Raw genomic sequence first — 22,660 nt, forward strand, 5'->3', positions numbered from 1 at the left:
GATACGCGCTCACGCGTGTCGCGGCTTTTTTTCGTCGGACGGCACGACCGCGTCGGCCGCCGTCCCGTGCGCTCATTGCGCGGCGATCAGCAACGCATCGTGCTCGAACGAACCGTCCGGCTGCACCGCGTAGTAGCCGCGCACCTCGTCGGGCGCATGCGCCCACAATGCGCGGATGCCCGCGACGCTGTCGGCCGGCGTGCGGATTCGCTCGACCCACGTGTCGAAGTCGATCGGCAAGCGCCACCGGCGCTGCACGTGCGCATCGAACCCGGCGTCGCGGAACATCGCGAGCCATTCGTCGGCACGGTAGTCGCGCACGTGCGACGCATCGCGCAGCACTTCCGCGGCCTGCAGATACGTGTCGAGCAGCGGATGGTCGTTGCCGGCGATGTCGATCATCAGCACGCGGCCGCCCGGCTTCAGCACGCGGCGGACTTCGCCGAGCGCCGCGCGCACGTCGTGCCAGTGATGGGCGCTCATCCGGCTGATCACCCAGTCGAACGTGCCCGCGCTGAACGGCAGCCGCTCGGCCGGCCCCTGCTGCGTGCGGATGTTCGCGAACCCGCGCTCGCGCGCAGCGGCGTCGACGGTCGCGAGCATCGGCGCGGCGAGATCGTACGCCACCACGTCGCGTACGTGCGGCGCGACCGCGAAACTCGCGTGGCCCGCTCCGCAGCCGAGATCGAGCACGGCGGCTGCGGGCGTCGTACGCACCGCATCGGCCAGCGCCGCCAGGTCGGCGCCCGTCGCATGGACCGCGCTCGTCAGGTATGCGGCGGCCGTCGTGCCGAATGCGTCGGCGACCTGATCGTGGTGTTTCATCGTTCGCTCCTTCTTCTGAATGGGGCGCCTGCTGCCTGCCAGCGCGCGAATCGCTACAATAGGGCCGCGCTTGTACCAGTACAAGTTAAGCAGTTATTCTGGTATTCGTTACACCTGCCTGATCGTTGCCGCGCCGCCGAGCGCGCATTTTTCGTCCATTCAGTCGTTTCAGCCGTTTCCGCATGAATCAGCCGTCCTCCGCCCCGCCCCCGCCGCTCGACGCCACGCCTGCCCGCGCGCTTGGCGAATTCATCCGCGCGCACCGCGAACGGCTGTCGCCGCAGGCCGTCGGCCTGCCGCCCGGGCCGCGCCGGCGCACGCCGGGGCTGCGGCGCGAGGAAGTCGCGCAGCTGTGCGACGTCAGTCCGACCTGGTACACGTGGATCGAGCAGGGCCGCCCGGTGTCGGCGTCGGCCGATGCGCTCGCGCGGATCGCCGTCGCATTGCAATTGTCGAAAGCCGAACGCGCGTACCTGTTCGAACTGGCCGCGCAGCGCGATCCGGCCGAGCCCGACGTCGCGGCCGGCGGCCTGCCGCCGACGCTCGCGGCGACCGTCGCCGCGATCGCGACGCCCGCGTATGTGCTCGACCGGCAATGGAACGCGCTCGCATGGAACGCGCCGGCCGCCGCATTGTTCACCGGCTGGCTCGACGGCGACCACGACCGCAACCTGCTGCGTTTCACGTTCATGGCGCCGGCCGCGCGCACGCTGATCGTCGATTGGGAAAGCCGCGCGCGGCGGCTCGCGGCCGAGTTCCGCGCAGACTCGATCCGGCATCTCGCCGATGCGCCGACGCGCGCGCTCATCGACGCGCTGACGGCCGGCAGCGATGCGTTCGCGCAGTACTGGGCATCGCAGGACGTGTTCGAGCGCGAAGGCGGCCTGCGCGAGTTCGACCATCCGGCCGAAGGCCGCGTCGTGTATCAGCAGATCACGCTGAAGCCCGCGCATCGCGAGGACCTGAAGCTCGTCGTGCTGGTGCGTGACTGACGCGGCTCAGAAACTGATCGTCGCGGTAATGGTGTCGCTGTAGTTGCCCGGCGCCGGCGTCGCCTGCGCGGGTACGAGCCCGTACACGGGAATCGTCTGGTTGAAGCCGGTGCCCGCCCCCGTCGCCATCGACGTACCGGCAGTGCCGTCGCCCCACGGGTTCGCATGACCGCTATCCTGATACAGCTGATAGCGGACCGAACCGCCGCCGCCCGCCCGCGGCATTGCGCGCGCGGCGACGTTGCCGCTGCCGCCGCCGTTCAGCGCGATCTGAAACGCGTCGCCGTTCGTGCATCGCGCGCTGATCGATCCGGCTGCCGACAGTGCCGACGTCAGTACGCCGGTGGCCGGAAACGCCACGCCGGTCGCGGTGATGATGCAATCGGCGATGACGGTCGCCGTCGCGGAAAAACTCATCGTGCCGGCCGTCGGCTGCGACGCGCACGACAGCGTCGGCAGGATGCTCAGCAGCGAAAAACTCTGGCTGTACGTTGCCTGGGTGCCGCTGAAACTTTGCGTATAGACGGTACTGCTGTTGTTCGCGGTCGGCACCGCAGGCTGGTTCGCCGCGACGCGGCCGTAGACGGTGACGTTCGCGCTCGCGCTCGTGCCGAGCAGCGGCTTCGTCAACGTGACCGAAATCGGTGTCGTTCCGGCGCTGACCGCTCCCCATGGCTGCGAGTACCCGGCATCCTGATACAGGTCGTACTGCATCTGGTTCGCACCGTTGCTCAGGTAGCGCGGGCTCGTGCCGCCGAGATTCACGCAGACGAGCACGCCCGTATTCAGACTTAGCGCGTCCCACGTGCAGTTGACGATCATCGTGCTGGTCGTCGTGACGGCCGCCAGCCGGATCGGGCTGACCGAGCCGAAGTTCGGGGCGGGCGGCGTCACCGTGCACGAATCCGCGCGCGCCGGCGTCCAGCCCGCGCCAAGCACCGCGGCCAGCAACAGGCACGACAGCATGTGCAGCCAGCCCCGCGCCGCGTTGAACCGCTCGTCCGCCATGGTCCTCCCCGAAAGCCCGTCACCGCGCGACGACTGCCGTGCGCCATCGCGTTTTTCCGATGGTATCCGGATGCGCCCCGGAGTTTCACCCGGATTTTTGATCCAGATCAAACGTGCCGACGGTGATCCGTCAGGAATCCCTGACGTTATCCGCCGTTTCGGCGTTTTCACCCTTGCGGGCGCGCAACGGCGTGGAGTAGGCTTTCACGAACGACAGCGCTGTTCCGTCGCACGGCAGGCACATCGCGGAGGGCCACACGCGAGCCGGGCGACACCCGTTGAACGGCAGGAGAAAATCACAATGAACGCTACCCGACGTCGTGTCCTTTCAGCCGCACTGGCAACCGCTCTCGCATTCGCACCGGCACTGCAACCCGTCACGGTCGCCGCGACCTATCTGAACGGCACCGCCACAGCCCAGTTCAACGTCACGCTGACGATCCAGGCGAATTGCACGATCGCCGCGAACCCGCTCGCATTCGGCACGACCGGCGTGCTGGCGTCGGCGCTCGACCAGCAGACCACCCTGTCCGTCACCTGCACGAACACGACGCCGTACAACGTCGGCCTCGACGCCGGCGCCGTCACCGGCTCCACGGTCGCCAGCCGGCTGATGGCCGGCACCACGACCGGCAACACCGGCACGACGGTCGGCTACCAGATCTACCAGGACTCGGGCCACGCCACCATCTGGGGCAACACGCAAGGCACCGACACGGTTGGCGGCACGGGCACCGGTTCCGCCCAGGCGCTGAACGTCTACGGCCACGTGCCGGCGCAAGCGACGCCGAAACCCGACACGTACCAGGCTACCGTCACCGCGACCGTCTACTTCTGACGCGCCGTGACGATTCTCCTGCGCGCTTTCGGCGCTCTGTGGGCGGCGTCGGCAGCCGTCGCGTCCGCGGCCACGCTGCAGATCACGCCCGTGACGCTCGAGCTGCCGCCGTCGGCCGCCGCGGCCGGCATCACGCTCGCCAATGCGGGCGGGCGGCCGATCTACGGCCAGGTCCGCACCTATCGATGGACGCAGGAAAACGGCGACGACGTCTTGACGCCGACCGACGCGCTCGCCGCGTCGCCGCCGCTGCTGCAGATCGGCGCGAACGCGGATCAGTTGATCCGGCTCGTGCGCACGGGTCGCGGCGCGCCGGCCGCCGAGGAGAGCTTTCGCGTGCTGATCGACGAGTTGCCTGCGCCCGGCACCCCGGTCGAGAACGGCATCACGATCCGGCTGCGCTATTCCGTGCCCGTGTTCGTCGAACCCGATGCGGCGACGGCACCGCCCCGGCTCGACTGGCGCATCGAGCGCGACGCGGCCGGCATGCGGCTCGCGGTCGACAACCATGGCGGCCGGCGCGCGCAGATTTCGGCCGTGCGGCTCGTGGATACGCGAGGCGGCGTCCATGAACTCACGCGCGGCCTGTTCGGCTATGCGCTCGCGGGCAGTACACGGCGCTGGCCGCTCAAGCTCGATCCGGGCGCGGCCGCGTTCGTCAAGATCCAGGCGGTCGTCAACGCGCAGCCGGTCGAAGCCCGGCTGACGACGCCCTGATCGATCCGGGCAGGATGCCGCGACGGTGCCCGTGACGACGCCGAGCACGATCCGCCGCGCCGGCGCCACCGCGCTGCTCGCGCACGCGCTGGCACTGCGTGCGGTCACAGGCTGCGCGCAACCGGCGCCGATCCCGCCCGCCGCCGTGGCCGCGCCCTCGCCGGAGGGCGACGGCCTGTATCTCGACGTGTCGCTCAATGGCGAACCGACGCACCGGATCGCCCGCTTCCGGCAAATCGACGGACGGCTGTACGCGGCGTCCGCCGATCTGGCCGACCTGGGCATCGCGACAGAGGCGCCGGGACGCATGCCGTCGAACGTCCCGTCGAACGCCCTCGTCGCGCTCGATACGCTTGCGGGGCTGCGCTACGACTACGACGCAGGCCGGCAGACGCTCGACCTGCGCGTGCCCGATTCGCTGCGCATTCCGCACACGTTCGATACACGCGCGCTCGCCGCCGCGCCGCCCGCGACATCCGGCCGCGGTTTCGTGCTGAACTACGACGCGTATGCGCAGACCTTCGCGCGTGCGCCGCTCGCCGTCTGGAGCGAGGCGCGCTACTTCGATCCGGCCGGTGTATTCAGCAGCACCGGCATCGCATACCTGTACGACGACCGCAGGCGCTACGTGCGCTATGACACGTCGTGGACCCGCTCGAACCCCGGCACGCTCACGACGACGCAGGTCGGCGACACGATTTCGTCGTCGCTGTCGTGGACCCGTTCGCTGCGTCTCGGCGGCGTTCAGTGGCGCAGCAACTTCGGCCTGCGCCCGGACCTCGTCACGTTTCCGGTGCCCGCACTGTCCGGCAACGCGGTTGTGCCGACCTCGGTCGACCTGTACGTGAACAACGTGCGCCAGTTCACCGGCGACGTGCCGAGCGGGCCGTTCGTGATCAACAGCGTGCCCGGCATCACCGGCGCCGGCAGCGCGACGGTCGTGACGCGCGATGCGCTCGGCCGTTCGATCGCAACGTCGATTCCGCTGTACGTCGACACGCGCCTGCTCGCGCCGGGGCTCGCGAGCTATTCGGCCGAAGCCGGCTTCCTGCGGCGCGCGTACGGCAGCAATTCGTTCGACTACGCGCGCACGCCGGCAGCGAGCGGCTCGCTGCGCTACGGGATCAGCGAGCGCCTGACCGCCGAGGCGCACGCGGAAGCGACGGCCGGCGTGTACAACGTCGGCGCCGGCGCGCTCGCGCGGCTCGGCGAGCGCGGCGTGGCGAACGCGTCGCTGGCGCTCAGTGCGCCGGGCCGCACCGGCGTGCAGGCCGGCGCCGGCTACCAGTACGTGACGCCGCGCTTCTCGATCGACGCGCAGACGCTGCGCGCGTTCGGCGACTACGGCGACCTCGGCAGCCGCGAAGGCGCGCCCGTATCGCGCGCGACCGATCGCGTCACCGTATCGTTTCCGTTCCTGCGCGCGCAGACGCTGTCGTTCAGTTATCTCGCACTCAAATATCCGGGCGTTGCCGCGTCGCGGATTGGCTCGATCGCGTATCTCGTCAATCTCGGCGGCCTGATATCGATCACGTTCAGCGGCTTCCAGGACTTCAGCCAACACGACGCGCGCGGCTTCTTCGTCAGCATGAGCGTCGGGCTGGGCGGCAACGCGTCCGTGTCGGCGAACGCCGGCCGGCAGAACGGCGAATCGACCTACACCCTCAACGCGTCGCGCCCGCCCGACTACGGCGGCGGCTTCGGCTGGAACGTGCAGGCCGGGACGAGTGCGGGCATGCGCTACGGGCAGGGCCAGGTGCAGTATCTCGGCCGCGCCGGCCAGGTGACGGTGCTCGCGCAGTCGTTCGACGGGCGCAGCAACGCGTCGGTCGACGTCACGGGCGCGTTCGTACTGATGGACGGCAGGTTGATGACCGCGCGCCGTATCGACGACGGCTTTGCCCTGGTATCGACCGACACGGGCCGCGTGCCCGTGCTGCACCAGAATCGCCTGATCGGCGAGACCGACCGCGCGGGCTATTTGCTCGTGCCCGACCTGAATGCGTACCAGCGCAATCGCGTCGCGATCGACAGCACCGGGCTGCCCGCCGATGCGCGGCTCACCGACACGACGCTCGACGTCGTGCCGCAGGCGCGCTCCGGCGTGCTCGCCCGCTTCGCCGTCACGCGCTACAGCGCCGCATCGATCGTGCTGCGCGCGCCCGACGGCGCGCCGCTGCCGGCCGGGCTCGAAGTACGCCACGTCGAAAGCGGCCACCGCACGATCGTCGGCTACGACGGCCTGACCTTCGTCGACGGCCTCGTCGCCGACAATCACCTCGAAATCTCCGGCAGCGCCGGCGCGTGCTCGGTCGCGTTCGCATACCGGCGCCCGGACAACGGCACGCTGCCGACGATCGGGCCCCTCACCTGCGGCCTGCGATAGGCGTGGCGGCTCCCGGCCGCGCGCCGCGCGAATGTTAGAATCGCGGGATTCCTCCGGCGGCGCACGGCCGCCCAACCCCCGTTCGAAGAATCGCCATGACGTCCCAACTGCACAAAAAGGGCGAGGCCTGGTCGGCCCGCTTCTCGGAACCGATGTCGGAGCTGGTCAAGCGCTACACGTCGTCGGTGTTTTTCGACAAGCGCCTCGCGCTCGTCGACATCGCCGGCTCGCTCGCGCATGCCAGCATGCTCGCGGCGCAGAAGATCATCAGCGCCGACGACCTCGCCGCGATCGAGCGTGGGATGACGCAGATCAAGGGCGAGATCGAGCGCGGCGAATTCGAATGGCAGCTGGATCTCGAGGACGTCCACCTGAACATCGAAGCGCGCCTGACCGCGCTGATCGGCGATGCCGGCAAGCGGCTGCACACCGGCCGCTCGCGCAACGACCAGGTCGCGACCGACATCCGCCTGTGGCTGCGCGGCGAGATCGACCGCATCGGCGGGCTGCTGAACGACCTGCGCGGCGCGCTGGTCGACCTCGCGGAAAAGAACGCGGACACGATCATGCCGGGCTTCACGCACCTGCAGGTCGCGCAGCCGGTCACGTTCGGCCATCACCTGCTCGCGTACGTCGAGATGTTTACGCGCGATGCGGAACGCATGCGCGACTGCCGCACCCGCGTGAACCGCCTGCCGCTCGGCGCGGCCGCGCTCGCCGGCACCAGCTATCCGATCGACCGTCATGCGGTCGCGAAAACGCTCGGCTTCGACGGCATCTGCGCGAACTCGCTCGACGCCGTGTCGGATCGCGACTTCGCGATCGAATTCACGGCGGCGTCCGCGCTGGTGATGACGCACGTGTCGCGTTTCTCGGAAGAACTCGTGCTGTGGATGAGCCCGCGCGTCGGCTTCATCGACATCGCCGACCGCTTCTGCACGGGCAGTTCCATCATGCCGCAGAAGAAAAACCCTGACGTGCCGGAACTCGCGCGCGGCAAGACGGGCCGCGTGAACGGCCATCTGATGGCGCTGCTCACGCTGATGAAGGGCCAGCCGCTCGCGTACAACAAGGACAACCAGGAAGACAAGGAACCGCTGTTCGACACGGTCGACACCGTCGCCGACACGCTGCGGATCTTCGCGGAGATGGTCGCGGGCATCACCGTGAAGCCGGACGCGATGCGCGCGGCCGCGCTGCAGGGCTTCTCGACCGCCACCGACCTCGCCGACTACCTTGTGAAGCGCGGGTTGCCGTTCCGCGACGCGCACGAAGCGGTCGCGCACGCAGTGAAGATCTGCGACGACCGCGGGATCGATCTCGCCGACCTGACGCTCGACGAAATGAAGCAGGAACTGCCGAACGTCGCGCACCTGATCGGCGACGACGTGTTCGACTACCTGACGCTCGAAGGCTCGGTCGCGAGCCGCAATCACCCGGGCGGCACCGCGCCCGACCAGGTGCGTGCGGCAGTCAAGGCCGCGCGCGCCGCGCTCGGCAAGTAAGCACGCTGTCACGAGCGGACGCCGCCCGGCGTCCGTGTTCCATTCGGGCGGCCGGCGCGCCGCCTGTCCCGCTTCCCGGCTTCACCGCTTTTCGGACCCGCCGATGACCTTCTCCGCCGCGCTCTTCGACATGGACGGCCTGCTCGTCGATTCCGAGCGGACCATCATGAACACGTGGATCGACGTGTCGCACGCGCACGGCGTCGTGCTGACCGAGATCGATTATCTGCAGATCGTCGGCCGCTCGTTCGCCGAGGGCCAGGTGATCCTCGCGCGCCTGATCGGCAACCCCGACACGTTCGACGCGGTGCGCATTCGCGTGCGCGAACGGTTGGCCGCACCCGAGCCCAACCCGAAGTTTCCGCTGAAGCGGGGCGCGCTGGCGCTGCTCGAAACGCTCGCGCAAGCGGGCATTCCGTGCGCGGTCGCGTCGTCGTCCGCGCGCGACGTGATCCGGGCGCGGCTCGATGCGGTCGGCGTGCTGCCGTTCTTCCACGCGATCGCGGGTGGCGACGAAGTCGCGCGCGGCAAACCCGATCCGGCCGTGTACCGGCTCGCGGCCGAACGCCTCGGCGTGCCGGCGCACGCGTGCGTCGCGTTCGAGGACAGCGACTTCGGTGCGCTGTCGGCCGCCGGCGCCGGCGCATCGGTGATCACCGTGCCCGACCTGAAGGCGCCGACGCCCGAGATCGTCGCGCTGAGCCTGCACGTGCTCGCGTCGCTCGACGATGCGGTCGAGCTCGTGCCGTCGTGGTTCGGCCGCCTGGATACGCAGCAACCCGCGTAAGCGCGCACGTAGCAGGCGCCGAAACGGCAACGGGCACCCTCGGGTGCCCGTTCTGCATTACCGCGCCGGATCGCCGGCATCGCGGCCGCGGCGATTCCTACTGGTTGCCCGCGGTCTCCGACAGCCGCTTCATCGTCGCGATGCGGGCGCCGATCAGGTCGACGCGCCCGTCCTCGCCGACGAGCGGCGCCGTCGCATCGCGGAACGCGACCCACGCGCGCTGCGCGCGCACGAGCGTCGCAGCCGAATGCGCGGGCATTTTCCGGCGCAGCTTCTGGTAATAGCGGTTCAGGTCGAACAGCGCATGTTCGCACGCGGCGTCCTGCACGCACGGCCGCACGCGCCCGATCGGCGGATCGCGCGGCGCAGCGTTCGCCGGCTTGCCGGCAGCTGCCGCGGCGGCCGGCGCCGCGCCCGGGACAACGCCCCGCGCGCCGCTCGCGGCCGCGACCGGCAACGCAGCCGGCGGTGGCGCATAGCGATCGGCCGCCGCGCGCAGCGCGAGCGCGCGATCGCGCACCGGCTGCAGCTGCATGTCGGCGCTCGACATCGCGTACGACGTGCCGCGTGTCGTGTCGTACACGGCCTTCAGCAGCTGGAGTTCATCCTTGCGCCATGTGACCCAGCGGCGCTGGCTGTCCTGCCAGCCGCGCTTCGCGTCGGCCGGCGCATCGCTCGACAGTCGCTGGTACGCGCGGTCCATCACCGTCTGCCACTGCTGCTGCGCCTCGCCCATGCACTGGATCTGGCCGGCCGTGGACGACCGGTCGCGCCGTGCGAGACACTGCCGCATCGCGACGTCGATCGGATCGGCCGCGGCAACTTCCGCACGAGCGACGCCCGCGCCCGCGAGCCCCGTCAATCCTGCCGTCCAGACGACGAGCGCGGCAAGCGCCGCACGCATCGTCCGGATTCGTCCCTGCGCCGCCATCAGTCGCGCACGCAGTCGACGAAGTACTCGACGCGGCCGTTGACTTCTTCCGCGACGAGGCCGTGGATATCCGTATGGAAACCCGGGAAGCGCTCGTTGAAGTCGCGCGCGAACCGCAGGTAGTTCACGATCGTCTTGTTGAAGCGCTCGCCCGGAATCAGCAGCGGAATACCCGGCGGGTACGGCGTGAGCAGGATGCTCGTCACGCGGCCTTCGAGCTCGTCGAGCGGCACGCGGTCGATCTTGCGGTGCGCGAGCTTCGCGAACGCATCCGACGGCTTCATCGCCGGCTCCATGTCCGACAGGTACATCTCCGTCGTCAGGCGTGCGATGTCGTTCGCACGGTATACGTCGTGAATCTGCGTGCACAGGTCGCGCAGCCCGACGCGCTCGTAGCGCGGATGCTGCGCAACGAATTCCGGCAGCACGCGCCACAGCGGCTGGTTGTTGTCGTAGTCGTCCTTGAACTGCTGCAGCTCGGTCACCATCGAGTTCCAGCGGCCCTTCGTGATGCCGATCGTGAACATGATGAAAAACGAGTACAGGCCCGTCTTCTCGACGATGATCCCGTGCTCGGCCAGGTACTTCGTGACGATCGCGGCCGGAATGCCCGTCTCGCCGAACTCGCCGTCGACGTCGAGACCCGGCGTGATGATCGTCGCCTTGATCGGGTCGAGCATGTTGAAGCCTTCCGCGAGCGGGCCGAAGCCGTGCCAGTGGTCGTTCGGCTTCAGCATCCAGTCGTCGCGCGAGCCGATGCCCTCTTCCGACAGGTCGTCCGGGCCCCACACGCTGAAGAACCAGTCGTCGCCGTATTCGGCATCGACCTTGCGCATCGCGCGACGGAAGTCGATCGCCTCGGCGATCGATTCCTCGACGAGCGCGGTGCCGCCCGGCGGCTCCATCATCGCGGCCGCGACGTCGCACGACGCGATGATCGCGTACTGCGGGCTCGTCGACGTGTGCATCAGGTACGCCTCGTTGAAGCGGTGCTTGTCGAACGTGCGGTTCTCCGAATCCTGCACGACGATCTGCGAGGCCTGCGAGATGCCCGCGAGCAGCTTGTGCGTCGAGTGCGTCGCGAACACGAGCGCGCCCGTGCGCGGGCGGCCGTCGCCGATCGCATGCATGTCGCGGTAGAACGGGTGGAACGTGGCGTGCGGCAGCCACGCTTCGTCGAAGTGCAGCGTGTCGAGCAGGTCGCCGAGCAGGTCCTTGATCATCTCGACGTTGTAGACGACGCCGTCGTACGTGCTCTGCGTGATCGTCAGGATGCGCGGCTTCAGGTCCGGATTCTGGCGCATCGCCTCGCGCGCGAACGGGTTCGCGTCGATCTTCTTGCGGATGTTCTCCGGCTTGAATTCGTCGCGCGGAATCGGCCCGATGATGCCGAAGTGGTTGCGCGTCGGCGTGAGGAACACCGGAATCGCGCCGGTCATCGTGATCGCGTGCAGGATCGACTTGTGGCAGTTGCGGTCGACCAGCACGATGTCGCCGGGAGCGACCGTCGCGTGCCAGACGATCTTGTTCGACGTCGACGTGCCGTTGGTCACGAAGAACAGGTGGTCCGCGCTGAAAATCCGCGCGGCGTTGCGCTCGGACGCCGCGACCGGCCCCGTGTGATCGAGCAGCTGGCCGAGTTCGTCGACCGCGTTGCAGACGTCCGCGCGCAGCATGTTCTCGCCGAAGAACTGATGGAACATCTGGCCGAGCGGGTTCTTCAGAAACGCGACGCCGCCGGAGTGGCCCGGGCAGTGCCATGAGTACGAGCCTTCGTCCGCGTACTTCACGAGCTCCTTGAAGAACGGCGGCGCGAGCGAGTCGAGATAGACCTTCGCTTCGCGGATGATGTGGCGTGCGACGAACTCCGGCGTGTCCTCGAACATGTGGATGAAGCCGTGGAGTTCGCGCAGGATGTCGTTCGGCAGGTGGCGCGACGTGCGCGTTTCGCCGTACAGGAAGATCGGGATGTCCGCGTTGCGGCGGCGCACTTCGGTGACGAACGCGCGCAGCTCGATGATCGCGGTCGCGAGTTCGGGCAGTTCGCCGTCCGGGCCGATTTCGCCGAGCATGAGTTCGTCGTCGTCGATCGACAGGATGAAGCACGACGCGCGGCTCGATTGCTGCGCGAACGACGTCAGATCGCCATAGCTCGTGAGGCCGAGGACTTCGACGCCCTCTTTCTCGATCGCTTCGGCCAACGCCCGGATGCCGGAGCCCGAGATGTTCTCGGAGCGGAAATCTTCGTCGATGATCACGACGGGGAAACGAAACTTCATGGGCGATTCTCCAAAAAGAACGACCGCGGCGCGTCACGCGCAGCGGTCACCCGAAAACTGGTGAGACGTTATGCAACCAGATCAGGTTTTCGGCAGCGTGACACCGCGCTGCCCCTGATACTTGCCGCCGCGATCGGCGTACGACACGTCGCACACTTCGTCGCTTTCGAAGAACAGCACCTGCGCGACACCTTCGTTCGCGTAGATCTTCGCGGGCAGCGGCGTGGTATTCGAGAATTCCAGCGTGACGTAGCCTTCCCATTCGGGTTCGAACGGCGTCACGTTGACGATGATCCCGCAGCGCGCGTACGTCGACTTGCCAAGGCACACGGTGAGCACGGTGCGCGGGATGCGGAAATATTCGACGGTGCGGGCCAGCGCGAACGAGTTCGGCGGGATGATGCACACGTCGCCCTTGAAATCGACAAACGAACCTTCGTCGAAGTTCTTCGGATCGACGATCGTCGAGTTGATGTTCGTGAAGATCTTGAATTCGTCCGCGCAGCGGATGTCGTAGCCGTAGCTCGACGTGCCGTAGCTGACGATCCTGCGACCGTCCTCGGACGCGCGAACCTGATCGGGCACGAACGGCTCGATCATCTTGTGTTCTTCGGCCATGCGCCGAATCCACTTGTCGGACTTGATGCTCATGCGTGCCTCCGCCGGGCCGTCCCAGGAAGGCGGGCCGTCCCCTCGGGGGACAGCGAACGAAGCGGGCGTTGGGGTCGTTTCATTTCAGGGCGCCAGGAAACGCTGCGTGACGGTAAGTGAAGGCCGCCGGTTCGGGACGGCGGCCGCGAAAGGCGCACATTTTACGCGATCATCGGGTCGGGCACGCGACGGCCGTCACCGGATCACGCCGCACGCGAGCGCGGGCCCCGCGCCGTGCTGCGGAAACGCGGGGTCGCTCGACTCGCGGTGCACCAGCGCCGCGCGGTTCAGCACGGACCGCACGCCGTCGAGGGCCAGATCGGGGGCGACGATGAAGCCCGCCGCGACGCCATTCGCATCCGCATGGATGTTGCCGAGATCGCCGGCGACCCGCGCGCCCGCGCGCAGCCGTTCGGCGGCCGGCGCGAACACGGGGCCGGCGCTCGAGCCGTCGCCCGCGTTGCAGTCGCCGCGTTCATGCACCTGCAGTGCGTGATCGCTGTTCGGCGGCAGGCCGACGAGGTTGTACGTGACCTGGACGCCGTCCGGGCGTTCGACGAACGTCACCGCGCCGCGCGTCTGCGAGCCGACGGTCGGCTGCAGTTGCACGTCGGCGCGCTTTTCGTGCGACGAGGAAAACGAGGTACAGCCGGCCAGCAGGCCCAGCGCGGCGGCGGCCAGCAGCGCGCGCTGCACGCGGCCGGCGCGCGCGCCGTGATGTGGTTGGTTCATTCGATCCTCATGCCGGCTGGCGACCGTGCGACACGGCGGCCATGCCGGGCGGGTAAAGGGACCCGGGAAAAGTCGCCATGATACCGCGCCTCGCGGCGCCGTAAACAGCGTAAGGCCCCGCCCCGCAAGGGTTTTACGTATTTTGAACAACGATCGACGGGAACTTCGACGTCATGTCGCGTGCGCGCTCGGCGATCGCCAGCGCGACGCCGCGCGCGATCTCGCGATAGCGCCGCGCCAGCGCACCGTCCGGCTCGGCCACGACCGTCGGTGTGCCGCTGTCGGCGCGCTCGCGGATCGCGATGTCGAGCGGCAGGCTGCCGAGCACGTGCACGCCGTAGTCCTTCGCCATTCGCTCGGCGCCGCCCGCGCCGAAGATGTGCTCTTCGTGCCCGCAGTTGGAGCACACGTGGATGCTCATGTTCTCGACGATCCCGAGGATCGGAATCCCGACCTTCTCGAACATCTTCAGGCCCTTCTTCGCGTCGAGCAGCGCGATGTCCTGCGGCGTCGTGACGATCACGGCGCCCGTCACCGGCACGCGCTGCGCGAGCGTGAGCTGGATGTCGCCCGTGCCCGGCGGCATGTCGACGATCAGGTAATCGAGCTCGCGCCAGTTGGTCTGGCGCAGCAGTTGCTCGAGCGCGGACGTCGCCATCGGGCCGCGCCATACCATCGGGTTGTCTTCCTCGATCAGGAAACCGATTGAGTTCGCCTGCAGCCCGTGGCCCGCGAGCGGGTTCATCGACTGGTTGTCCGGCGACTCGGGGCGCTGGCCGTGAATGCCGAGCATCGTCGGCAGCGACGGCCCATAGATGTCGGCGTCGAGAATGCCGACCGACGCGCCTTCCGCAGCCAGCGCCAGCGCGAGGTTCACGGCCGTCGTGCTCTTGCCGACGCCGCCCTTGCCCGATGCGACCGCAACGATGTTCTTCACGTTCGGCAGCAGCTTCACGCCGCGCTGGACCGTGTGCGCGACGATGTCCTGCGACACGGCAACGCGCGCATCGCGCACGCCGGGCACGGCTTTCAACGCGGCGGCGATTCGCGCGCGCACGTCGTCGTGCTGGCTGCGCGCCGGATAGCCGAGCACCATGTCGACCGCCACGGCGTCGCCGTCGATCGCGACGTTGCGCACGCCCTTGTTCGCCGCATACGGACGGCCCGTATTGGGATCGACGACAGCCGCCAGCGCGGCGTCGACTTGTGCCCGGTCAATGCTCATCGAAACTCCGTGAAAACGTTTTTCTCTCGCGCAAACGTCAAGAAACATCAAATAACGCTGCGAAAAACGGGAAAAGTGAAAGAATCTGTTGCACGCCATTGCGCGAACGCGCGCGGCGGAGCAATCTTCGCGTGCGGCATGCTATGGGGCCAAATCGGCCGCCAACCGCCTATATTGTAGAGGCTGACGCGTCACCCTGTCCGAACAGCCACGCTGGCGAACAGGGCATGCGGCCGCCTCGGCGGCTGCCGCGAGTGCGAGCCTGCCCTCCCTTTTTCGGGCGGTTCGCGCTGGACGCCGTCACTGTTGTTTGTCGTCGTTGTCGACTCGTTCAACCAAGAGAGGAATCCAAGATGAACATGAAAATCGCGACCCGCCTGTCCGTCTTCGCACTTGCCGGCGCACTGCTCGCAGGCTGCGCCACCCAGCAAGGCAACAACACGGCCGTCGGCACCGGCACGGGCGCGGCGCTGGGCGCGGGCATCGGCGCACTGGCCGGTGGCGGCAAGGGCGCGGCAATCGGCGCGGGCGTCGGCGCCCTGGTCGGTGGCGTGACGGGTTACAACTGGCAGGCGATCAAGAACAAGCTCGCACCGTCGGCAGCGAAGACGGGCACGCAGGTGACCGAGCAGCCGGACGGTTCGCTGAAACTGAACGTACCGAGCTCGGTCACGTTCGCGACCAACCAGTACGCGATCACGCCGGCCTTCACGCCGCTGCTGAACGACCTGGCGACGACGCTGAACCAGAACCCGCAGGTGACGGCGTCGATCATCGGCTACACGGACAGCACGGGTTCGCAGCAGCTGAACCAGACGCTGTCGCAGAACCGCGCGCAAAGCGTCGTGAACGCGCTCGTGCAGCGCGGCGTGGCCGGCGGCCGCCTGTCCGCGCAAGGCATGGGTCCGTCGAACCCGATCGCGGACAACGCGACGGAAGCGGGCCGCGCGCAAAACCGCCGCGTCGAAATCTACCTGCGCGCAGCACAGCAGTAAGCATCGCAACGACCGGAATCGGGGCCGTGCGAACCGCACAGCCCCGTCCCACAAGGCTTTCCGCACGGCTCGTAACAAATCGAAAAAAATTTCGAACTTCTGTCGCGACACGCGGTCTGTCTTTACGGTACGCGGCTGGCGCTGCCGGCGCGTCACCATTCTCCTCTTGTCGTTGTTGCTCCGGGGCCGTATCCGCCCCGGTTTTTTTTGCCCGCAATTTCTCTGCTGCGGCGCAGCATTGAGCGACCATGCACGCTGCTGCCGCATTCGCCGGCCCGACCGTGCCCGCCCCGTGGCGCCTGCCCCGGCTGAGCGGCCCGCGCCCCTGCTAGAATCGCAGTTTCCGTCGTTTTCCCGCCGTTCTTCTACAGACCCTATGTCCGCATCCGACCTCACTTCCGTGCAGGCCGCGGCGCCGCAAGGCAGCCGCCAGATCCTCGTTACGTCCGCACTGCCCTATGCCAACGGGCAGATCCACATCGGCCATCTGGTCGAATACATCCAGACCGACATCTGGGTGCGGACGCTGCGAATGCACGGCCATGAGGTGTACTACATCGGCGCCGACGACACGCACGGCACACCGGTGATGCTGCGCGCGGAGAAGGAAGGCCTCACGCCGAAGCAGCTGATCGACCGCGTGTGGACCGAGCACAAGCGCGACTTCGACAGCTTCGGCGTGTCGTTCGACAACTTCTACTCGACCGATTCGGACGAAAACCGCGTGCTGAGCGAGAAGATCTACCTCGCGCTGAAGGAAAACGGCCTGATCGCCGAGCGCGAGATCGAGCAGGCGTACGATCCCGTCAAGGAAATGTTCCTGCCGGATCGCTTCATCAAGGGCGAATGCCCGAAGTGCCACGCGAAGGACCAGTACGGCGACAACTGCGAAGTGTGCGGCTCGACCTACCTGCCGACGGAGCTGCTGAATCCGTACTCGGTCGTGTCCGGCGCGACGCCGGTGCGCAAGACGTCGACGCACTACTTCTTCCGCCTGTCCGACCCGCGCTGCGAGTCGTTCCTGCGCGAATGGGTCAGCGGCCTCGCGCAACCGGAAGCCACGAACAAGATGCGCGAATGGCTCGGCGACGCCGGCGAAGCAAAGCTCGCCGACTGGGACATCTCGCGCGACGCGCCGTACTTCGGCTTCGAGATCCCCGGCGCGCCCGGCAAGTACTTCTACGTGTGGCTCGACGCACCGGTCGGCTACTACGCGAGCTTCAAGAACCTGTGCGACCGCAAGGGCATCGACTTCGACGCGTGGATCCGTTCGGGGTCGACCGCCGAGCAGTACCACTTCATCGGCAAGGACATCCTGTATTTCCACACGCTGTTCTGGCCGGCAATGCTCGAGTTCTCCGGCCATCGCACGCCGACCAACGTGTTCGCGCACGGCTTCCTGACGGTCGACGGCGCGAAGATGTCGAAGTCGCGCGGCACGTTCATCACCGCGCAAAGCTACATCGACACGGGCCTGAACCCCGAATGGCTGCGCTACTACTTCGCCGCGAAGCTGAACGCGACGATGGAAGACATCGACCTGAACCTCGACGACTTCCAGGCGCGCGTGAACAGCGACCTCGTCGGCAAGTACGTGAACATCGCGAGCCGCGCGGCCGGCTTCCTGATCAAGCGGTTCGACGGCCGCGTGCAGGACAGCGCGATGAACCATCCGCTCGTCGCGAAGCTGCGCAATGCGATTCCGACGATCGCCGCGCACTACGAAGCGCGCGAATACAGCCGTGCACTGCGCCAGACGATGGAACTCGCCGACGAAGTGAACGCGTACGTCGACGGCGCGAAGCCGTGGGAACTCGCAAAAGATCCGGCCAATGCGGTCGCGCTGCACGAAACCTGCAGCGTGAGCCTCGAGGCATTCCGCCTGCTGTCGCTCGCGCTGAAGCCCGTTCTGCCGCGCGTGGCCGAAGCGGTCGAAGCATTCTTCGGCATCGCGCCGCTCGCGTGGGCCGATGCGGCGAAGCCGCTGTCGTCGGCGCAGCCGATCAGTGCGTACCAGCACCTGATGACGCGTGTCGACGCGAAGCAGATCGACGCGCTGCTGGCCGCGAACCGCGATTCGCTGCAGGCGGATGCAGCCAGCGCCGCCGCAGCCGGTGCGGCCGCCGCCAACGCCGCCAACGCCGCGAAGGACGCGAAAAGCGCAAAGGCGAACGCGAAGGCAGCCGCGGCAAACGGTGCGGACGACGGCCCGATTTCGATCGACGATTTCGCGAAGATCGACCTGCGCATCGCGAAGATCGTGGCGTGCCAGGCCGTCGAAGGCTCGGACAAGCTGCTGCAGCTCACGCTCGACGTCGGCGAGGAAAAGACCCGCAACGTGTTCTCGGGCATCAAGTCCGCGTATCAGCCCGAGCAGCTCGTCGGCAAGCTGACGGTGATGGTCGCGAACCTTGCGCCGCGCAAGATGAAGTTCGGTCTGTCCGAAGGGATGGTGCTCGCGGCATCGGCGGCGGACGAGAAGGCCGAACCGGGCCTGTACATCCTCGAACCGCACAGTGGCGCGAAGCCGGGCATGCGCGTGAAGTAAGACGGCGCACCAGCTCGGGCGACAACCCCGCACCTATCCGTGCGGGTTTTTTTTGCCCGCGTGCCGGTGCCGTTGCGGGCCGGTCTCACGGTGTTCGCCCCGACCCCGTCGCGACCGTGCCCGCACCGCACTACCCCGCCGGCCGGCTACGTGCGCTTCGGCTTCAACCTCACCGCTGCCCGAACCACCGATCGAATCGCCGCGTGTAGTTCAGGTCGACGCCCTGGAACGTGCCGCCATACGCGGACACCGACCAGAACCGCGTCAGGTTGATCGTCGCCTTGAACGCGTTGCTCGCCGACTGCAGCCCCTGCTCGTATCCGAGCACGAAGCGCTCGTTGATCGCCTTCGAAATCTGCACGACCTGCGGATCGGTCAGGCCGACGTCGCTGCGGCCGATCGAGAATTCGTCGAGGCCGATGCTCTGCGCGACGCGCTTGCCGGTCGCGCTGCCGAGCAGCGCGAGTGCGGCCGTCATCGCGTTCTGCTGGCCGACGTTGTTGCCCTGGTCGGTGCCGTGGCCGAACAGCAGCCACGACAGCTTCTCGTTGTCGGTGACGTTCGGCTCGGACACGAGCTTGACCGTCGGCGACTGGATCGTGCCGGTGACCTGCACGCCCGCTTCCACCTCCTGGTTGCGCCGCATCGCGAGAATGTTGATCCCCGGGTTAGACACCGGGCCGTTGAACGTGAAGAAGCCGTTCTCGACCGCGAGCTTGCGGCCGAACGACGTGTACGTCGACCCTTCGGTCACGCGCACGTTGCCGACCGCACGCAGCGGCACGCCCGGCGCGCTCATCACGGTGATCGTGCCGCGCAGCCCGAGATCCGCGCCGTGACCCTTGAAGCGGAAGTCGTTGCCGAGCCCGATGTCGATGTTCGCGCGCGGCGCGAGCGACGGCGCCGGCTTCTCGTCGACCTTCTGCGGTTTCGCGGCCGCGGTGCCCGTCTGTACGTCGCCGCGCACCGTGCCGTCCGGGCGCACGATCACGACGTCGTCGGACAGATGCGGCGCCGACTGCTCCGGCAAGTCGAACAGCGCGCGATCGACGACGAACTTGCCGTCGATCGACAGCGCGCCGCGCGGCCCGTCGTTTGCGACGGTCGCCTTGCCCGACAGCGAAAGCTTGCGGTCCGGCGCCGCGAACAGCTCCAGCTTGTCGGCGACGATGTTCGCGGTCAGGTCCGGCGCCTCGCCGTCGAGCCGCACGCGGCCGATCGCGCGCAGCGTGCCGTCGCCGCCGTGGAACTCGACCTGCTGGAACTCGACCAGGTTCTCCGCGAGCTTCACGCGGACGATGCCGTCCTTCAGCTGCACGCCCTGATCGACCAGCGTCGCCGACAGATCGTCGCCCGTCAGCATCCCCGACACTTTCGGCTTCACCGGCGTGCCTGCGACCGTCAGGTGCAACGCCGCGCGTCCGCCGAGCAGGTAGCTCGGCCCGAACAGGTTGCCGGTTGCCCTCAGCGACGGGATGTCCGCGTCGATGCGGCCGGCCAGCTGGCCGTCGTCGGCGACGCCGAACACGCCGTCGCGCAGCGCGAACGGCACGGTCAGGTTCGCGTCGAGCGAGCCGATCCGGTTCGCCTTCGCGAGCGCGACCACGTTCAGCCGGTTGCCGGGCACGAAGCTCGCGCGTGCGGACAGGTCGGTCAGCCCCAGCGACGCGATCCCGCGCCCTGTCTCGATCGTCACGTCGCCGCCCCGCCGCTTCACCTGCACGTAGCCGGTCGCGTTCTGACCGAGCGCGAAATCCCAGTCGGCGTCTAGCACGACGTCGGTGCGCACTGGCGGCCGCTGGCCTGTCAGCTCCTGGCGGACCTGCAGGAAGCGCGCGACCGATGCGTCGCGCACGGTGCCGGCCGAGCGCATCTGGCCATGATCGAACACGAACGACTTCAGGTCGATTGCCGCGCCCTCCAGCGTGAGCCGCGCCGCGCCGAGCGTGACGCGCCCCGCGCCGGCCGACACGGCGAGCGGCGACTGCAACGCGACCGACGGCGTGCCGCGGTTTGCGAGGCGCGTGACGGTGCCGTCCCAGCGCATCCCGTCGCGGTTCTCGACCACGCCGCCGTTCGCCGCGAGCGTCAGGTCGATCACGCGGCCGCCGGCCGCGCCGAGCGCCGATGCGTCGAGCGTGTGCTTCGCGCGCGTGCCGTCGAGGTTCGCACGCAGCGATTTCAGCTGCAGCGAGCCGAGCGCGATGTCGGTTGCGTCGGCGGTGAAGACGAGCGCGCCGTGCGCGCCATCGCGGATGTCCGCGCGGCCCTGTGCGGCTCCGATCCGGTTGGATCCGATCACGACGTGCTGGGCCTTGTAGCTGGCCGTCACGTTCGGATGCGCAAAGCTGCCGGTCAGGTCGCCCTGCGCCTGCACGAGGCCCTGCATGCCGAAGCCGAGCCGGTCGAGCTCCGGCGCATCGACGACGAAACGCAGCCGGTCGCCCGGCGCGCCGAAGCTGCCGCGCAGCTCGACGTGGTTGCCTGCGATCGACAGCGTCGCATTGCTCGGCAGGATCCGCGTGCCGGCGAGCTGCACGACGCCAGCGCCGGTCAGCGGCACCCCGTCGTACAGGCTGTCGCCGAGCTTGAAAGTCGCCTTCGTCGATACCTGCGGCGCAAACGCACCGGATGCCGTCAGCGTGCCCGATACGCGCGTTTCGCCGCGTTTGGCAGGCGCCTTCGCAGCCGGTTTCGTGGGCTTGCCCGTGCGCGCGCTGCCTGCGCCCGGCGCGCTCCCCGCGGCGAGCCGCAGCGGATCGAATGCGGTTAGCGTCGCCTTCGCGTCGTAGCTCGAATGCGCGTCGTGCCGGAACACGCCGGTCAGATCGATATGCCCGTTGCCGGCCGTCACGCGTGCATCGGTCACCACCGTCTGCTGCTGCGTCAACGCGACCTTCGCGCGCGCGCCGAGCGCGAGCTTCGGATCGTTCACGTTGAAGTCGACTGTCGTTGCGTCGCCGGCAAGCGTCACGCCGATCGGACCGCCGAGCCGCATCGGCCGCAGCTCGGCGACGAACGCATTGAGATCGAGATTCGCGACTTTCAGATCGAAGCGGCCCTTGCCGCCCGTCAGCGTGCCGCCGCCGGTCACGCTGCCATCGCGGATCAGCTTCAGCGCGAGGCCGTCGATTCTCTGCGCGTGCGCGTCGAGGTTCACGGTCGCGTGCGCATCAACGATCGGCAGCAGGTGCTCGCCGAGCGTGCCGGGCTTCGCGTTGACGATCGACACCGGCCCCGTGACCGCGAAGCCCTTTGCGGGTGCTGCGCCGGCCGGCGCGGTCACGGGGGCGAGCTCCGCGCGCACCGCGAGATCGGCGGCCGGCGCGCCGGGCGAAATCGCCTGCGGATTCACGTGATCGAACACGAGCGACGCGCGGGTGAGCGGCACCGCGCCGAACGGCGCGGCCTCGACGTGCGCACGCCCGTTCAGCTTCATCCCGCTCGCGGAGATGTCCGCGACGAGCGCTTCGAGCGAACCCGACACGTTCGCGCTCGCGTTGACCGGCTCGTTGGCGAGCTTGCCCGCGTAAGTGGCGTTGCCCGTCAGCGCGAACGGCTTCACGCCATCGAGCTTCGCCCGCGCGGTCAGCGCGCCGTACGGCGTGTCGACGCCATCGAGCGCAAGTTCATGGTGACGGCCGTCGCTGCGACCGTTCAGCGCGAGATGATCGAGCTGCGTCGTCGACGCGCCCTCGTGAATCGCGAGGTGGTCGACGCGCAAGTCGTCGATCCGTACCTGCAGCGGCAGGCTCAGGTCCTGCGGGATCGTGGACGGCGTCGACGGGCCCGGCGCGATCCGCACGTCGATCGTGCCCGCGCGCAGATACGCGACCGACAGCCGCCACGGCGCGCGCGTCAACGCCCAGCGGCCGTCGAGCCGGTCGATCCGCACTTCGGTGCCTGCGGTGCCGGGGCTCGTCCATGCGAAGCCGCGCAGCCGCACCCCCGTCGCGAGCGCGCCGCCTTCCAGCGTACCCGCGAGCCGGCCGCCCAGCACGCGCACGGCCGCCTGCCACGCGAGCCGCGTGCCGCGCTCGGTCGTCGCCGCCGCCAGCACGAGCCCGACCGCGAGCACGACGAGCAGCAAGGCCGTCACGAGCGACCACGCGACGATTCGGCCCGCACGTGCGCGGCGCCGCGTGCGCGGCCGCTCCCCGGGCGCCCGCTCGGGCGAGTCCGGGTTCGGAGGCGGCATGTCGTTCGGGTCCTTCGTCATGCGGTTCGTCGTGGGTCGGGCA

At 68.5% G+C, this 22,660-nt stretch carries 16 protein-coding genes; 8 read left to right on the plus strand and 8 right to left on the minus strand.

Translation table 11 applies throughout. From position 1 onward, the window contains the following. Positions 1-72: 72 nt before the first annotated feature. Positions 73-825: a class I SAM-dependent methyltransferase gene (locus tag WK25_RS11755; protein WP_059548822.1), complete on the minus strand. Its 753-nt coding sequence runs from the start codon at positions 823-825 to the stop codon at positions 73-75. A gap of 182 nt (positions 826-1,007) precedes the next feature. Here WK25_RS11755 and WK25_RS11760 point away from each other — a divergent pair, with 182 nt between their 5' ends. Then, entirely contained in the window at positions 1,008-1,817 is an 810-nt protein-coding gene (locus WK25_RS11760; protein WP_069241634.1) for a helix-turn-helix transcriptional regulator, read from the plus strand. 6 nt (positions 1,818-1,823) lie between these two features. On the opposite strand, the gene WK25_RS11765 is transcribed toward WK25_RS11760, so the two are convergent. Beyond that, positions 1,824-2,825, minus strand: coding sequence for a spore coat U domain-containing protein (locus WK25_RS11765; RefSeq protein ID WP_040141394.1), 1,002 nt, complete (start codon positions 2,823-2,825; stop codon positions 1,824-1,826). A gap of 301 nt (positions 2,826-3,126) precedes the next feature. Here WK25_RS11765 and WK25_RS11770 point away from each other — a divergent pair, with 301 nt between their 5' ends. From WK25_RS11770 to WK25_RS11790, 5 genes are all read left to right on the plus strand, one after another. Further along, positions 3,127-3,663, plus strand: a complete 537-nt coding sequence (locus tag WK25_RS11770) for a spore coat U domain-containing protein (RefSeq protein WP_040141396.1) — start codon at positions 3,127-3,129, stop codon at positions 3,661-3,663. Positions 3,664-3,669: 6 nt separating this feature from the next. Next, entirely contained in the window at positions 3,670-4,380 is a 711-nt protein-coding gene (locus tag WK25_RS11775) for a molecular chaperone (RefSeq protein ID WP_069241635.1), read from the plus strand. A 25-nt stretch (positions 4,381-4,405) separates the two neighbouring features. After that, positions 4,406-6,766 carry a fimbria/pilus outer membrane usher protein gene (locus WK25_RS11780; protein WP_069241636.1) on the plus strand — a complete coding sequence of 787 codons (2,361 nt, stop codon included), beginning with the start codon at positions 4,406-4,408 and terminating at the stop codon, positions 6,764-6,766. Between the two features lie 95 nt (positions 6,767-6,861). Then, a complete protein-coding gene (argH, locus tag WK25_RS11785) occupies positions 6,862-8,271 on the plus strand; it encodes an argininosuccinate lyase (protein WP_040141398.1) in 1,410 nt (469 codons plus the stop codon). Positions 8,272-8,374: 103 nt separating this feature from the next. After that, the gene (locus tag WK25_RS11790; RefSeq protein ID WP_069241637.1) at positions 8,375-9,058 is read left to right on the plus strand and encodes an HAD family hydrolase; all 684 of its coding nucleotides are present in this window, start codon (positions 8,375-8,377) and stop codon (positions 9,056-9,058) included. Between the two features lie 97 nt (positions 9,059-9,155). Here the strand turns inward: WK25_RS11790 and WK25_RS11795 are convergent, their stop codons facing one another. The 5 genes from WK25_RS11795 to apbC form a co-directional block, all read right to left on the minus strand. After that, entirely contained in the window at positions 9,156-9,989 is an 834-nt protein-coding gene (locus tag WK25_RS11795) for a lysozyme inhibitor LprI family protein (protein WP_069241638.1), read from the minus strand. After that, positions 9,989-12,268: an arginine/lysine/ornithine decarboxylase gene (locus WK25_RS11800; RefSeq protein WP_040141407.1), complete on the minus strand. Its 2,280-nt coding sequence runs from the start codon at positions 12,266-12,268 to the stop codon at positions 9,989-9,991. Before WK25_RS11800 ends, WK25_RS11795 begins: the two co-directional genes overlap by 1 nt. Before the next feature lie 81 nt (positions 12,269-12,349). Further along, on the minus strand, positions 12,350-12,919 hold the full coding sequence (dcd, locus tag WK25_RS11805) for a dCTP deaminase (RefSeq protein WP_006398615.1): 570 nt from the start codon (positions 12,917-12,919) through the stop codon (positions 12,350-12,352). Positions 12,920-13,114: 195 nt separating this feature from the next. Then, a complete protein-coding gene (locus WK25_RS11810; RefSeq protein WP_040141408.1) occupies positions 13,115-13,651 on the minus strand; it encodes a superoxide dismutase family protein in 537 nt (178 codons plus the stop codon). 133 nt (positions 13,652-13,784) lie between these two features. Next, complete coding sequence (gene apbC / locus WK25_RS11815; protein WP_069241639.1) at positions 13,785-14,876, minus strand: iron-sulfur cluster carrier protein ApbC; 1,092 nt, start codon at positions 14,874-14,876, stop codon at positions 13,785-13,787. A gap of 353 nt (positions 14,877-15,229) precedes the next feature. Between apbC and WK25_RS11820 the strand changes: the two genes are divergently transcribed. Both WK25_RS11820 and metG read left to right on the plus strand, forming a co-directional pair. Next, complete coding sequence (locus WK25_RS11820; protein ID WP_040141411.1) at positions 15,230-15,871, plus strand: OmpA family protein; 642 nt, start codon at positions 15,230-15,232, stop codon at positions 15,869-15,871. A gap of 376 nt (positions 15,872-16,247) precedes the next feature. After that, complete coding sequence (metG, locus tag WK25_RS11825) at positions 16,248-18,419, plus strand: methionine--tRNA ligase (RefSeq protein WP_069241640.1); 2,172 nt, start codon at positions 16,248-16,250, stop codon at positions 18,417-18,419. A gap of 169 nt (positions 18,420-18,588) precedes the next feature. Here metG and WK25_RS11830 read toward each other — a convergent pair whose 3' ends face one another. Next, entirely contained in the window at positions 18,589-22,638 is a 4,050-nt protein-coding gene (locus tag WK25_RS11830; RefSeq protein ID WP_069241641.1) for a translocation/assembly module TamB domain-containing protein, read from the minus strand. Between the last annotated feature and the right edge of the window lie 22 nt (positions 22,639-22,660).

It is taken from the genome of Burkholderia latens, from assembly GCF_001718795.1.
Taxonomy (GTDB): Bacteria; Pseudomonadota; Gammaproteobacteria; order Burkholderiales; family Burkholderiaceae; genus Burkholderia; species Burkholderia latens_A.

Bases quoted from the DNA above. Each gene is read 5' to 3' on its own strand.
- WK25_RS11755 (WP_059548822.1), bottom strand. From the start codon at position 825: ATGAAACACCACGATCAGGTCGCCGACGCATTCGGCACGACGGCCGCC.
- WK25_RS11760 (WP_069241634.1), top strand. From the start codon at position 1,008: ATGAATCAGCCGTCCTCCGCCCCGCCCCCGCCGCTCGACGCCACGCCT.
- WK25_RS11765 (WP_040141394.1), bottom strand. From the start codon at position 2,825: ATGGCGGACGAGCGGTTCAACGCGGCGCGGGGCTGGCTGCACATGCTG.
- WK25_RS11770 (WP_040141396.1), top strand. From the start codon at position 3,127: ATGAACGCTACCCGACGTCGTGTCCTTTCAGCCGCACTGGCAACCGCT.
- argH (WP_040141398.1), top strand. From the start codon at position 6,862: ATGACGTCCCAACTGCACAAAAAGGGCGAGGCCTGGTCGGCCCGCTTC.
- WK25_RS11790 (WP_069241637.1), top strand. From the start codon at position 8,375: ATGACCTTCTCCGCCGCGCTCTTCGACATGGACGGCCTGCTCGTCGAT.
- WK25_RS11795 (WP_069241638.1), bottom strand. From the start codon at position 9,989: ATGGCGGCGCAGGGACGAATCCGGACGATGCGTGCGGCGCTTGCCGCG.
- WK25_RS11800 (WP_040141407.1), bottom strand. From the start codon at position 12,268: ATGAAGTTTCGTTTCCCCGTCGTGATCATCGACGAAGATTTCCGCTCC.
- dcd (WP_006398615.1), bottom strand. From the start codon at position 12,919: ATGAGCATCAAGTCCGACAAGTGGATTCGGCGCATGGCCGAAGAACAC.
- WK25_RS11810 (WP_040141408.1), bottom strand. From the start codon at position 13,651: ATGAACCAACCACATCACGGCGCGCGCGCCGGCCGCGTGCAGCGCGCG.
- apbC (WP_069241639.1), bottom strand. From the start codon at position 14,876: ATGAGCATTGACCGGGCACAAGTCGACGCCGCGCTGGCGGCTGTCGTC.
- WK25_RS11820 (WP_040141411.1), top strand. From the start codon at position 15,230: ATGAACATGAAAATCGCGACCCGCCTGTCCGTCTTCGCACTTGCCGGC.
- metG (WP_069241640.1), top strand. From the start codon at position 16,248: ATGTCCGCATCCGACCTCACTTCCGTGCAGGCCGCGGCGCCGCAAGGC.
- WK25_RS11830 (WP_069241641.1), bottom strand. From the start codon at position 22,638: ATGACGAAGGACCCGAACGACATGCCGCCTCCGAACCCGGACTCGCCC.